Genomic DNA, 12,402 nt, shown 5'->3' on the forward strand with positions numbered 1-12,402 from the left:
CCGCGACATGCCCCGATTCTTTGACCCTCGCCGCGCGCTCGCGGCAACCGCCCTGGCCGCCCCGCTGATGCTGGGCGGCTGCAACTGGGTGGTGATGAACCCAGCCGGCGACGTCGCCCGCCAGCAGGCCGACCTCATCCTGTGGTCGACCGCGCTGATGCTGCTGATCGTCATTCCCGTGCTGATCATGACCGGGGTGTTCGCCTGGCGCTACCGCGCCGGCAACAAGGAAGCCGAGTATCAGCCCGACTGGGACCATTCCACTGGCCTCGAGCTGGTGATCTGGTCGATGCCGCTGCTGATCATCATCGCGCTCGGCGCGCTGACCTGGCTCGCGACCCACACGCTCGATCCCTATCGCCCGCTGTCGCGCACCGGCCCCGGCAAGCTCGTCGCCGCCGGCGTCAAGCCGCTCGAGGTCGATGTCGTCTCGCTCGACTGGAAGTGGCTGTTCATCTACCCCGAGCAGGGCATCGCCACCGTCAATTCGCTGGTGCTGCCGGTGGATCGCCCGGTGCACTTCCGGATGTCGTCGTCGTCGGTGATGAACGCCTTCTACATCCCCGCGATGGCAGGGATGGTCTACACCATGCCCGGCATGGAGACGCAGCTGCATGCGGTGATCAACAAGGCCGGCCGTTATGAGGGTCTGTCGTCCAACTACAGCGGCGCCGGCTTCTCGGGCATGCACTTCTGGACCGACGCGGTCGACGACGCCGGCTTCAACGCCTGGGTGGAGCGGGTGCGCGGCACCCCGGGTCGCCTCACCGCCGACGACTACCTCGAATTGTCCAAGCCGAGCGAAAATGCGCCGGTGATCAACTACGCCACCGTCGAGCCGACGCTGTTCAAGAAGATCGTCGAGCAGTGCGTGCGCCCGGGCCAGACCTGCATGAGCCAGACCATGGCGCATGACATGAAGGACATGGGCAGCCACGCGCCGGTCAACGACAGTGCGGTTCGCCCCGGCGAAGCCAAGGGTGCGATTAACAAGACGCCCGCGGAAAAGGGCAGCAGCCCGCACCGCAACGCACCGCACGACCTTAACAACGCTCCCGGCAGCACCAATCCCGGCGACGCCGCCAACCGCAACATGTCGAGCCTCGACCGTCCGGCCCTGCCCGGCACGGTCGCGACCGCCCGCTCGTAAGGGCCGAACCAGATCATGTCCGATACCTTGCTAAAGACCATCTTCGGGCGAATGACGCTCGAAAGCTTCCCGATCCACGAGCCGATCCTCATCGCCACCTTCGCCGGTGTCGCGGTGGGTGGCGTCGCGCTGCTCGGGCTGCTCACCTATTTCCGCGTTTGGGGCTATCTCTGGAAGGAATGGTTCACCAGCGTCGATCACAAGCGGATCGGCGCGATGTACATGGTGCTCGGCATCGTCATGCTGTTGCGCGGCTTTGCCGACGCACTGATGATGCGCGCCCAGCAATCGATGGCGTTCGGTGACAACCAGGGCTTCCTGCCCGCGCATCACTATGACCAGGTGTTCACCGCCCATGGCGTGATCATGATCTTTTTCGTGGCGATGCCGCTGGTCACCGGCCTGATGAACTTCGTGGTGCCGCTGCAGATCGGCGCACGCGACGTCTCCTTCCCGTTCCTCAACAACTTCAGCTTCTGGATGACGGTCGCCGGCGCGATGCTGGTGATGGCGAGCCTGTTCATCGGCGAGTTCGCGCGCACCGGCTGGCTGGCGATGGCTCCCCTCTCGGGGCTCGATTACTCGCCCGATGTGGGTGTCGACTATTACATCTGGGCGCTGCAGATCGCGGGCGTCGGCACGCTGCTGTCGGGCGTCAACCTGCTCGCCACCATCGTCAAGATGCGCGCGCCGGGCATGACCCTGATGAAGATGCCGATTTTCACCTGGGCCGCGCTCACCACCAACGTGCTGATCGTCGCCGCCTTCCCGATCCTCACCGCGGTGCTGGCGATGCTCAGCCTCGATCGGTACGTCGGCACCAACTTCTTCACCAACACCCTTGGTGGCAACCCGATGATGTACACCAACATGATCTGGATCTGGGGCCATCCGGAAGTGTACATCCTGATCCTGCCGGCGTTCGGCGTGTTCTCGGAAGTCGTCTCCACCTTCTCCAGCAAGCGGCTCTTCGGCTATACGTCGATGGTCTACGCGCTGCTGGTGATCTGCATCCTCTCCTACCTCGTCTGGCTGCACCACTTCTTCACCATGGGCTCGGGCGCGAGCGTGAACTCGTTCTTCGGGATCACGACGATGATCATCTCCATCCCCACGGGGGCGAAGATCTTCAACTGGCTGTTCACCATGTACAAGGGGCGGATTCGCTACGAGCTGCCGATGATGTGGGCCGTCGCCTTCATCTTCACCTTCGCGATCGGCGGCATGACCGGCGTGATGCTCGCAGTGCCGCCAGCCGACTTCGTGCTCCACAACTCGCTGTTCCTCGTCGCGCACTTCCACAACGTGATCATCGGCGGCGTGGTGTTCGGCATGTTCGCCGGGATCAACTACTGGTTCCCCAAGGCGTTCGGCTTCAAGCTCGACAAGTTCTGGGGCACGATCAGCTTCTGGTGCTGGGTGGTCGGCTTCTGGGTCGCGTTCACGCCGCTCTACATCCTGGGCTTCATGGGGGTGACGCGCCGTCTGCGCCACTTCGACGATCCCAGCCTGCAGATCTGGTTCATCATCGCCGCGCTTGGCGCGTTGATCATCGCCGCCGGCATCGGTGCCTTCCTGATGCAGCTGTTCGTCAGCATCAAGAACCGCGACAAGCTCCGCGACTTCACCGGCGATCCCTGGGGCGGGCGCACGCTGGAATGGGCGACCTCGTCGCCGCCGCCGGCCTATAACTTCGCGTTCACGCCCATCGTCCACGATCTGGACGCCTGGGACGACATGAAGCAGCGCGGCCACACCCGCCCGCTGGAAGGCTATCGCGCCATCCACATGCCGCGCAACACCGGCACCGGCGTGATCCTCGCCGGCCTGTCGATGGTGATCGGCATGGCGATGATCTGGTACATGTGGTGGCTCGCCATCCTCGGCTTCGTCGCGCTGCTCGTCGTCGCGATCGGCCACACCTTCAACTACGACCGCGATTTCTACATCCCGGCCGAGGAGGTGACCGACACCGAAAACCGTCGCACCGCCATGCTGGCAGCGGCAGGAGTCTGACCCGATGAGCGCCACTGCGATCACGCCGCCCGGTGCCGAGGCACCGATGTTCTACGAACTCGACGAGCACCATCACGACGCCGGCGGCAGCACCATGCTGGGCTTCTGGCTGTACCTGATGAGCGACTGCCTGATCTTCGCCATGCTGTTCGCAGCCTATGGCGTCTACGGCAGCAGCTACGCCGGCGGGCCTAATCCGAAGGAGATCTTCGAGCTGCCGCTGGTCGCGGTGAACACCGCGATGCTGCTGTTCTCGTCGATCACCTATGGCTTCGCGATGATCTCGGCCGACGAGGGCAAGGTCCGCTCGACGCAGGGCTGGCTCGCGATCACCGCGGTGTTCGGCCTGTGCTTCCTCGGCATCGAGCTCTACGAATTCTCCAACCTGATCCATGAGGGCGCCGGCCCGCAGCGCTCGGCGTTCCTGTCGTCCTTCTTCACCCTGGTCGCCACCCACGGGCTCCACGTCACCTTCGGCCTGATCTGGCTGACGACGCTGATGGTCCAGGTCGGCCGCAAGGGGCTGATCGACGCCAACAAGCGCCGGCTGCAGTGCCTGTCGTTGTTCTGGCATTTCCTCGACGTCATCTGGATCGGCGTCTTCACCGTCGTTTACCTGCTCGGAGTGCTGCGATGAGCGCTGATACACCTGCCGTCCATGGCACCCACATCCGCGACGACAGCAAGGCTGGCCACGGTCACGGGCACGACGATCACGCCCATGGCGACGGTCACGCTCATGGCAGCCGCAAGAGCTATCTGATTGGCTTCGGCCTGTCGGTGATCCTCACCGCCATCCCGTTCGGGCTGGTGATGAGCGGGGCGATCGCCAACCACACGCTCGCCGCCGGCATCTGCATGGCGTTCGCGCTGGTGCAGATCGTCGTCCACATGATCTACTTCCTGCACATGAACTCCAAGTCGGAGCAGGGCTGGACGCTGATGGCGCTGATCTTCACGATCATCATCGTCGTGATCGCGCTCAGCGGATCGCTGTGGGTGATGTACCACATGAACCAGAACATGATGCCGGGCTCGGTCGCCGCGACCGACAGCGGCATGTAGCCGACAGGCGAGGGTCGAGACGATGGCGCGGAAACTGGCCGCGGCGCTCACCCTCGCCGTCTTTCTCCTGCTGGTCGCGCTCGGCGTCTGGCAGGTCCAGCGGCTCGGCTGGAAGCGGGCGCTGATCGCGCAGACCGAGCGCCGCCTTGCCGCGGCACCGGTCCCCGCTCCCGGGCCCGCCGCCTGGCCCCGCGTGACCCGCGACGACGTCTACACCCGGGTCACCGTGACCGGCCGTTATCGCACCGGCGCCGACACCTTCACCCAGGCGGTGACCGAATTTGGCGGTGGCTTCTGGGTGATGACCCCGCTCGTCACCGATCGCTTCACCGTTCTCGTCAACCGCGGCTTCGTGCCGCCCGACCGGCGCAACGCGGTTGCCGCGCCCGCCGGGCCGGTGACCGTCACCGGGCTGTTGCGGATCACCGAGCCCAAAGGCGGTTTCCTGCGCAGCAACGATCCCGCCGCCGGCCGCTGGTATTCGCGCGACGTGCCCGCGATCGCCGCGGCGCGCGGGCTGGGCCGGGTCGCGCCCTATTTCATCGATGCCGCCAGGGCGCCGGGCGCCACGGCCGATACCCTGCCCCGTGCAGGGCTGACGGTGGTGAGCTTCCCCAACAACCATCTCGTCTATGCGCTGACCTGGTTCGGCATGGCGGCGCTGCTCGCGTTCATGGCGCTGCGCGCGATCCGGACCCGGGCGAAGAATTAACCCCGCCGGCCGATCATTCCGCGGCAAGGTGGTGGCGGGATGACGCCGTGACGGCCTTGCTCTAAGAGCCCTCCGATGAGGCCGATCGCCGCCCTTGCCGCCGCCGGATCGAACCCGATCGATGCCGGGCGGCGCAACCTGCTTCTGCTGATCCAGTTGCGCTGGCTGGCGGTGGGTGGCCAGCTTGCCGCGATCCTCGCGGTGCGCTTCGGCCTCGGCATCGCGCTGCCGATCGGGCCGATGCTGCTGCCGCTGGCGCTGCTGGTCGCGCTCAACGTGCTCGCGACGATCGCGCTCAGCCGGCCGCCGATCACCAATGTCCAGCTGTTCGCCTCGCTGCTGGTCGATGTCGGCTGCCTCACCGCGCAACTGTTCCTGAGCGGCGGGGTCACCAACCCGTTCGTCACGCTCTACCTGCTCCAGGTGGTGCTCGGCGCGGTGCTGCTCGAGGCATGGTCGAGCTGGGCATTGGTGGTGCTGACCAGCGCGATCTTCGCGGGTCTTGCGGTCGTCAACCTGCCACTGCCGCTGCCGCCCCACCTCGCCACCATCCTGTCCGGCCCCTATGTGTTCGGCAGCTGGTTCAACTTCACCCTGGCCGCGGTGCTACTGGTGCTGTTCGTTACCCGGGTTGCGCACAATTTGCGCGCGCGCGACGCGCATGTCGCCGCGCTGCGCCAGCAGGCTGCCGAAGAGGAGCATATCGTCCGCATGGGGCTACTCGCGAGCGGCGCCGCGCATGAGCTGGCAACGCCGCTCGCCTCGCTGTCGGTGATCCTTGGTGATTGGCGCAACGAGCCCGCGGTGGCGGGCACGCCGCATCTCGCCGCCGAGGTGGATGAGATGCGCACCGAGGTGGCGCGATGCAAGGAGATCCTCGGCGGCATCCTGTTCGCCGCCGGCGAGGTGACCGGCGAGGCGCCGGCGCGCACGACGCTGCAGCGGTTCATCGCCAATCTCGTCACCACCTGGCGCCGGACCCACCCCGATGCGGTGCGGGTCGAAGACCGGATCGGCACCGATCTGCCGATCGTCGCCGATCGCGCGCTCGAGCAGGCGCTCACCAACCTGCTCGACAATGCGCTCGAGGCGGCGGCGGACCGGATCGTCCTGGTCGTCGAGCGCGACGGCGGCACGCTGGTGCTCACCGTCCATGACAATGGCTCGGGCTTCGCCGACACCATCCTCGCCAATCTCGGCAAGCCGTATCAAAGCAGCAAGCAGCGCCGCGGCGCCGGGCTTGGCTTGTTCCTGTCCACCAACGTGCTGCGCACGCTCGGCGGCACGCTGTCGGCACGCAATCTCGCCGCGGGCGGCGCCGAGGTGCAGATGCGCGTGCCGCTCGCCACCATCGCCCCGGATGACGCCCGATGACCGATGACACTGCGCTCCCGCCTGTCGCCGAGCCCCCGCGCCGCCTGCTGGTGATCGAGGATGACGCCGTGCTCGCCCGCACCCTGGCGCGCTCGTTCGAACGACGCGGCTATACGGTCGAGATGCTGCCCAGTCCCGAGCGTTTGGCCGCTGTTGCGCACGATTTTGCCCCCCAATTCGCGGTGGTCGACCTCCGTCTCGGCGGCGCCTCCGGCCTAACCTGCGTCGAACTCCTCCACGCCGCTGACCCGGCGATGTGCATCGTCGTACTGACCGGTTTTGCCAGCATCGCCACCGCGGTGGAGGCGATCAAGCTCGGCGCGACCAACTATCTTACCAAGCCCGCCAACACCGACGATATCGAGGCCGCGTTCGCGCGCGTCGAGGGTGATGCCGACGCTCAGCTGTCGCTGCAGCCCACCTCGATCAAGACGCTGGAATGGGAGCATATCCACCAGACGCTGGCGGACACCGGCTTCAACATCTCCGAGGCGGCGCGCCGGCTGGGGATGCACCGGCGCACCCTCGCGCGCAAACTCGACAAGCGGCACATGTCGTGACCGCCCACGGAAAGACACGCATGACTCCGTTGTCCGCCCTCTTGCCGGCCACCGCGCGATGATCCGCCACGTCGCGATCATCGGCGCCGGTTTCTCGGGCACGCTCCAGGCGATCAACCTGCTCCGCCACGACGGGCCGAGCGCGACGCTCATCGAATGCGGCCCGACGCCCGGCAAAGGGTTGGCTTATGGCGCCGCCCACCCCAGCCACCTCCTCAACGTCCGCGCCGCCAACATGAGCGCCTTCCCCGACGATCCGGCGCATTTCGTCCGCTGGCTCGAGGCACGCGGCGTTGCCGAGGCCGCGAGCGCATTCGTGCCGCGGATGATTTATGGCGAGTATCTGAGCGAGTTGCTTGCGGCCGCGCAGGCGCGCTGGAGCAGCCGGCTAGAGCTGGTGCGCGGCGAGGCGGTGGATATCGGCCCGGGCGAAGAGGTGAGGCTCGCCGACGGTCGGCGCATCGCCGCCGACGCGATCGTGCTCGCGGTCGGCAACCTGCCGCCGCACGATCCGCCCGGCCTCGACGCCGCAGCGCTGTCGCCGACCCGCTACAAGGGGGACCCCTGGGCGACGGATGTCGCCGACGGGCTTGGCGCAGACGACACGGTGCTGGTGATCGGCACCGGGCTGACCATGGTCGACGTCACGCTGATGCTCGACGCGCGCGGCTTTGCCGGCCGGATCGTCGCGCTGTCGCGGCGCGGGCTGCTGCCGCGGCGGCACGCGCCGGCGGCACCCTGGCACAAGATCGCCGAGCGGCCGGCGACGGTCGCCTCGGCGTTGGTGCACTCCGTACGCGCACGCAGCGAGGCAGTGGGGTGGCGCAACGCCGTCGACGAACTGCGCTCCTATACCCAGGCGATGTGGGCCAATGCCACTGAAGGGGAACGCGCCCGCTTTCTGCGTCACCTGCGACCGTGGTGGGATGTCCATCGCCACCGGCTCGCACCCGCCGTCGCCGACCGGCTCGACGCGATGACCGCAAACGGCCGCCTCGACGTGGTCGCCGGCAAGACGCTGTCCTTCACCGAGCAGCCCGACGGCGTCGACATCGCCTGGCGCCCGCGCGGCGCCGAGTCTGCGGCGCGGATGAAGGTCACGCGGATCATCAACTGCACCGGGCCCCAGGGGGATCTGATGCGCACCACCGCGCCGCTGCTGCGCGCGCTCGCCACCCGCGGCATCATCCGCCCCGATGCCGCACATCTCGGCATCGACGTCACCGGCGATGCCCAGGTGATCGGCACCGATGGCACCGCCAGCGCCTGCGTGTTCGCGCTGGGGCCGATGACCCGCGGCGGTTTCTGGGAGATCGTCGCGGTGCCCGACATCCGCACCCAGACCTGGAATGTTGCACGGCGCCTGTCCAACGCGCATTGGGTGGAGGGCGAGGGACTCTAGGCCGGACTCAGCGACTTAGGCTAAGCCCGCGCCGCAACTGGACTTTTCGCGCGCTGCCACTATGTACCGTTCAGTATGGATAGCGTTTGTGCCACCGCTGCTCCTCGCGGCCGACCCCGCGAGTTCGATCCCGACGACGCCCTGGCGGCGGCGCTGCGGGTGTTCTGGCGCAACGGCTATGAGGCGGCGTCCATGGCGGAACTGACCGCCGAGATGGGCATCACCAAGCCCAGCCTCTATGCCGCGTTCGGCAACAAGGAAGCCTTGTTCCACAAGGCACTCGACCTCTACGAGCGCGAAAAGCTCGCCTATATGCGATCGGCGCTCGAGGCGCCGACGGCGCGCGGCGTCGCCGAGCGGCTGCTGCGCGGCTCGCTTGCGGTGCAGTCCAGCAGCTGCGATCCCAAGGGCTGCCTCGGCGTGATCAGCACCACCGCCTGCGGTGTCGAAGCCGAGCCGATCAAGGCCGAGGTGATGAAGCGCCGCGCATCGTCGCAGGAGGCGCTGATCGCCCGTTTCCAGCAGGCGGTCGACGCCGGCGAGGTGCCGGACCATCTCACCGCCACGGCGCTGGCGCGCTATCTGTTTGCGCTGCTGCAGGGGCTTGCGATCCAGGGCGGCTCGGGCGCGACCTGCGCCGAACTTGGCCAGCTGGTCGAAACCAGCCTCGCGGTGTGGCCGACCAAATAATCTTTGCAGGAAAATACCGACCGGTATAGAAACCGGTTGACGGAAGGGCCGGTCCTTTTATATACCGCTTGGTATCGAAGCCGGATCCGAGGTGGAGCCGACAGTGGCAGGGGAACCCCGCCCATGAAGCAACCGACCGTCTGATCCGGATCGTGCGGCGCTGCCCTGCACCTTCCTACGCTCAACACACCGACTGCAGCGGCCGCGATGGCAGCTGGTCGTCGGCGACACAACTCACCGACGACCGGCGGACCGCAGGCGAGGGCCAGCGACAGGAGCCGTGCGTTCAAGCAATTGGGGACTTTGCATGGCCTATCTCGATCTCGACAACATGTTTGCCGCGCCCGCCGGCAGCCGCAGCGGCGTCGCCGCCAAGGTGCAGACCGGCTTTTCGGCGCTGGAGTGGAGCGTGATCGCGCTCGCCAAGCGCGACGGGCTCGGCAGCCTTGGCCAGCCGGGCAAGATGTCACGGGCGATCCGCAGCCTGTTCGGGATCGGCACTGCCTCGCGCCTCGCCGACCAGCGGCTCGAGGCGTTGCGTCGTCTCGCCGTCCACGCCTGGCACCGTGGCTTTGCGCTGCCGACCACCGAGATCCACCGCTTCATCGCCGCAGGCTTCAGCGAGGCGCAGATCGAGACGCTGGTGGTCAGCGTCACCGGCCTGCGCGCCGGCGGGTCGCAGCGCAGCACCGCCGCCTAACGCCCGCAAGGTTGCCGATTGTAACCTCTCGGCCGCGTCACTAGAGCTCTCCACAAAAGGGAGAGAAGAGGATGCGTCGAGCCATGTTGGGCGTCACTGCGCTGGTGATGCTGTCGTCATCGTTGGCGGCCGCCGATCGGCCGGTTGCCCGCGGCGCGCACAACCCGGTATTCGCCGGCGCCGATCCGCATATCGCTATCGCCTGCGGCCGCTATTGGATCTACCCGACCAATGCGGTGGATCCCGGCAACGGCTTCGTCGCCAGCCGCTTCTATGCCTATTCGTCCGCCGATCTCCAGCGCTGGACCCGGTCCGCGCCGCTGATCGATATCGCCTCGATCAAGTGGATCGGCGACGACGGCGCGCGCGAACATTTCCTGTGGGCACCGGGGCTGGCGGTGCGGAATGGCCGCTATTTCCTCTATTATTCGGTCGGGCCGCAGAACCCGACCCCGAGTCGGCTGGGTGTGGCCGTGAGCAAGTCGCCCGCCGGCCCGTTCGTCGACAGCGGGGCGCCGCTGCTGACCGGTGGCAACGGCTTCGAGGCGATCGACCCGATGACCTTCGTCGATCCGGCGAGCGGCAAGGCCTATCTCTATGCCGGCGGCAGCGCCGGCGCGACGCTGCGGGTGTTCGAGCTCACGCCCGACATGGTCCACATCGCTCGCGAAATCCCGGTGCAGACGCCGCCGGGCTTCACCGAAGGCGCGTTCATGCACGTGCGCAAGGGCGTTTATTATCTCTCATACAGCCACGGCCGCTGGAACGATGCGACCTATTCGGTGCGCTACGCCACTGCGCCCTCACCGACCGGTCCATGGCGCTATCGCGGCGCGATCCTCACCAGTGATGCCACCCATCAGGGCCCGGGGCATCATTCCTTCGCGCAGGATCCAGCCAACGGTGCCTGGATCATCGCTTATCACCGCTGGGAACAACGCGATCGCACCGGGCCGTTCACCGGCGTCCGCCAGACCGCGGTGCAGACGATCAGTTACGGGCGCGATGGCTCGATCCGGCCGATCCGCATCAGCGATACCATTCCGCCGCCGATGCCGCTGCCGGCGGCCCGGCCGGGGGAACATTGCCCCGGCTGAGTGCGGTGATGCGGCTGCCCAGCTTCAGCCCTGCGGCTGATCTTTAAGCGCAGCGACAAAGGCGCGCGCCGCCTCACCCACTTGGGCAGCGGTGGCGCCGACCTTGTACAACGCCGAGCCGAGCCCGAAGCCGTTGGCGCCCGCCGCCAGCCACGGCGTCATATTGGTGGGGGCAACACCGCCGACGATCAGGATCGGCATGTCCTTGGGCAGCACCGCGCGCTGCGCCTTGAGCACGCCGGGAGTTGCCGCCTCGGCCGGGAACAGCTTGAGCGCGGTGGCACCCGCGGCGATCGCGGCGAAACCCTCGGACGGGGTGAAATAGCCCGGCATCGAGATCATGCCCGCGGCCGCGGTGGCGGCGATCACCTCGATATTGGTATTGGGCGAGATCACCAATTGGCCGCCGACGCCCTGCACCCGCGCCACATCCTCCACCCGCAACACCGTGCCGGCGCCGATCAGCGCGCGGCCGCCATGCCGCTTCTCCAGCTTTTCGATGCTCGCGAACGGATCGGGCGAGTTGAGCGGCACCTCGATCAGAGTGAAACCTGCCTCGACCAGCTCGTCGCCGATCGCCTCCACCTCGTCGGGACGGACCCCGCGCAGGATCGCGACCAGCGGGCAGGCGGCAAAGGCAGTGGCGAAATCGATCATCGGGCAAGCTCCCACAAACGGGTAATTCCAGCGAGGAAGGCGGCGTGGCTGTCGACCAGCGTCGACCTGCCCCCTGCCTCCTCGATCGCCGCGGCATAAAGGCTGCCGAGCATCGGGTCGGCCAGCAGATGGACATGGCCGCCGCCGCTCGCAAGCCGGGCGCGGCAATCACTGCCGATCAGCAGGCCACTGACGTAAGCGGCGGCATCGGCATCGTCGCGCAGGCCCAGCAGGCTTGCCGGCCGCACCCCGAACAGTTGCGCGAGCAGATCGCTTTTCGCGGAATCGGCGACGCCATCGCGGAACGCCGCGCCGTCCGCCACCGTGCCGGTCATCGCCGCGCCGATCAGCGCATGACGCTGGAGCAGCGCGAACATCTCGCCGGTCATCGCGGTGGTGAAATCGACCAGGACGCCGTCGTCGATCTGCGCCCATTTGTTGTGGGTGCCGGGCTGGCAGAGCAGCCCGTCCGCGGGCACCAGCCCGCCCGCCACCGCGCCGAGAAACTGCACCTCCTCACCGCGCATCACGTCGCCGCGGCCGTCGGCGATACGGCTGACGCCGGGCGCGATGGCGACACCGTCGATCGGCCGCACCAGCTGCGCGGCGAGCGCCTCCAGCGTCGCCGGGCAGCGGACATAGCCCGCATCCACCCAGCCGCGGTTCGAGCCGACCATGCCGGCGAGCAGCATCGGTGCGCCCCCGAGCCGCGCCGCCAGCGCCTGCGCCTCGGCGGCGAAGCCACCGGCGGCGACGCTGAGGATGCCGAGCGCGTCGCGCTCGGTCCGGATCACGGCGCCATCCTCGATTAGATAGGCGCGGCGGTTGGTCGTACCCCAGTCGACCGCGATGAAAGGTTCGTTGCTCACCCCGCGCGCCTACAGCAGGTTGACGACCAGCACCATGTCCCGGTGCGGTGGCGATGAGCTTCGCGATGCCCGGCGGCGGCACCGTCGGTCGACCCCGCCCGCGACAATCT

Annotated in this window: 13 protein-coding genes; 11 read left to right on the top strand and 2 right to left on the bottom strand. The window is 67.5% G+C overall.

What is annotated here, in order from left to right:
• Positions 1-7: 7 nt before the first annotated feature.
• The 11 genes from cyoA (at position 8) to OXR60_RS05510 (ending at position 10,766) form a co-directional block, all read left to right on the top strand.
• Positions 8-1,150, top strand: a complete 1,143-nt coding sequence (gene cyoA, locus OXR60_RS05460) for a ubiquinol oxidase subunit II (protein ID WP_267394763.1) — start codon at positions 8-10, stop codon at positions 1,148-1,150.
• A 15-nt stretch (positions 1,151-1,165) separates the two neighbouring features.
• The gene (gene cyoB / locus OXR60_RS05465) at positions 1,166-3,166 is read left to right on the top strand and encodes a cytochrome o ubiquinol oxidase subunit I (protein WP_267394764.1); all 2,001 of its coding nucleotides are present in this window, start codon (positions 1,166-1,168) and stop codon (positions 3,164-3,166) included.
• A 4-nt stretch (positions 3,167-3,170) separates the two neighbouring features.
• Positions 3,171-3,803 carry a cytochrome o ubiquinol oxidase subunit III gene (gene cyoC, locus OXR60_RS05470; protein ID WP_267394765.1) on the top strand — a complete coding sequence of 211 codons (633 nt, stop codon included), beginning with the start codon at positions 3,171-3,173 and terminating at the stop codon, positions 3,801-3,803.
• Positions 3,800-4,231, top strand: coding sequence for a cytochrome o ubiquinol oxidase subunit IV (gene cyoD, locus OXR60_RS05475; RefSeq protein WP_267394766.1), 432 nt, complete (start codon positions 3,800-3,802; stop codon positions 4,229-4,231). The genes cyoC and cyoD overlap by 4 nt, the downstream gene beginning before the upstream one ends.
• A 22-nt stretch (positions 4,232-4,253) precedes the next feature.
• Positions 4,254-4,943 carry an SURF1 family protein gene (locus tag OXR60_RS05480; RefSeq protein ID WP_267394767.1) on the top strand — a complete coding sequence of 230 codons (690 nt, stop codon included), beginning with the start codon at positions 4,254-4,256 and terminating at the stop codon, positions 4,941-4,943.
• A gap of 75 nt (positions 4,944-5,018) precedes the next feature.
• Positions 5,019-6,317, top strand: a complete 1,299-nt coding sequence (locus tag OXR60_RS05485) for an ATP-binding protein (RefSeq protein ID WP_267394768.1) — start codon at positions 5,019-5,021, stop codon at positions 6,315-6,317.
• A complete protein-coding gene (locus OXR60_RS05490) occupies positions 6,314-6,877 on the top strand; it encodes a response regulator transcription factor (protein WP_267394769.1) in 564 nt (187 codons plus the stop codon). Before OXR60_RS05485 ends, OXR60_RS05490 begins: the two co-directional genes overlap by 4 nt.
• A gap of 58 nt (positions 6,878-6,935) precedes the next feature.
• A complete protein-coding gene (locus tag OXR60_RS05495; protein WP_267394770.1) occupies positions 6,936-8,279 on the top strand; it encodes an FAD/NAD(P)-binding protein in 1,344 nt (447 codons plus the stop codon).
• A gap of 75 nt (positions 8,280-8,354) precedes the next feature.
• Positions 8,355-8,969: a TetR/AcrR family transcriptional regulator gene (locus OXR60_RS05500; protein WP_267394771.1), complete on the top strand. Its 615-nt coding sequence runs from the start codon at positions 8,355-8,357 to the stop codon at positions 8,967-8,969.
• Positions 8,970-9,276: 307 nt separating this feature from the next.
• Positions 9,277-9,669, top strand: coding sequence for a hypothetical protein (locus tag OXR60_RS05505; protein ID WP_267394772.1), 393 nt, complete (start codon positions 9,277-9,279; stop codon positions 9,667-9,669).
• 83 nt (positions 9,670-9,752) lie between these two features.
• A complete protein-coding gene (locus tag OXR60_RS05510; RefSeq protein ID WP_267394773.1) occupies positions 9,753-10,766 on the top strand; it encodes a family 43 glycosylhydrolase in 1,014 nt (337 codons plus the stop codon).
• A gap of 24 nt (positions 10,767-10,790) precedes the next feature.
• Here the strand turns inward: OXR60_RS05510 and OXR60_RS05515 are convergent, their stop codons facing one another.
• Positions 10,791-11,423, bottom strand: coding sequence for a 2-dehydro-3-deoxy-6-phosphogalactonate aldolase (locus OXR60_RS05515; protein ID WP_267394774.1), 633 nt, complete (start codon positions 11,421-11,423; stop codon positions 10,791-10,793).
• Positions 11,420-12,292, bottom strand: a complete 873-nt coding sequence (locus OXR60_RS05520) for a 2-dehydro-3-deoxygalactonokinase (protein ID WP_267394775.1) — start codon at positions 12,290-12,292, stop codon at positions 11,420-11,422. The genes OXR60_RS05515 and OXR60_RS05520 overlap by 4 nt, the downstream gene beginning before the upstream one ends.
• Positions 12,293-12,402: the final 110 nt, after the last annotated feature.

Source organism: Sphingomonas sp. GC_Shp_5 (assembly GCF_026540855.1).
Taxonomy (GTDB): Bacteria; Pseudomonadota; Alphaproteobacteria; order Sphingomonadales; family Sphingomonadaceae; genus Sphingomonas.

Excerpts from the sequence above, each read along its gene's own strand:
- OXR60_RS05505 (WP_267394772.1), top strand. The coding sequence starts at position 9,277 with ATGGCCTATCTCGATCTCGACAACATGTTTGCCGCGCCCGCCGGCAGC.
- OXR60_RS05495 (WP_267394770.1), top strand. The coding sequence starts at position 6,936 with ATGATCCGCCACGTCGCGATCATCGGCGCCGGTTTCTCGGGCACGCTC.
- OXR60_RS05510 (WP_267394773.1), top strand. The coding sequence starts at position 9,753 with ATGTTGGGCGTCACTGCGCTGGTGATGCTGTCGTCATCGTTGGCGGCC.
- OXR60_RS05480 (WP_267394767.1), top strand. The coding sequence starts at position 4,254 with ATGGCGCGGAAACTGGCCGCGGCGCTCACCCTCGCCGTCTTTCTCCTG.
- cyoB (WP_267394764.1), top strand. The coding sequence starts at position 1,166 with ATGTCCGATACCTTGCTAAAGACCATCTTCGGGCGAATGACGCTCGAA.
- OXR60_RS05485 (WP_267394768.1), top strand. The coding sequence starts at position 5,019 with ATGAGGCCGATCGCCGCCCTTGCCGCCGCCGGATCGAACCCGATCGAT.
- cyoC (WP_267394765.1), top strand. The coding sequence starts at position 3,171 with ATGAGCGCCACTGCGATCACGCCGCCCGGTGCCGAGGCACCGATGTTC.
- OXR60_RS05500 (WP_267394771.1), top strand. The coding sequence starts at position 8,355 with ATGGATAGCGTTTGTGCCACCGCTGCTCCTCGCGGCCGACCCCGCGAG.
- cyoA (WP_267394763.1), top strand. The coding sequence starts at position 8 with ATGCCCCGATTCTTTGACCCTCGCCGCGCGCTCGCGGCAACCGCCCTG.
- cyoD (WP_267394766.1), top strand. The coding sequence starts at position 3,800 with ATGAGCGCTGATACACCTGCCGTCCATGGCACCCACATCCGCGACGAC.
- OXR60_RS05490 (WP_267394769.1), top strand. The coding sequence starts at position 6,314 with ATGACCGATGACACTGCGCTCCCGCCTGTCGCCGAGCCCCCGCGCCGC.
- OXR60_RS05515 (WP_267394774.1), bottom strand. The coding sequence starts at position 11,423 with ATGATCGATTTCGCCACTGCCTTTGCCGCCTGCCCGCTGGTCGCGATC.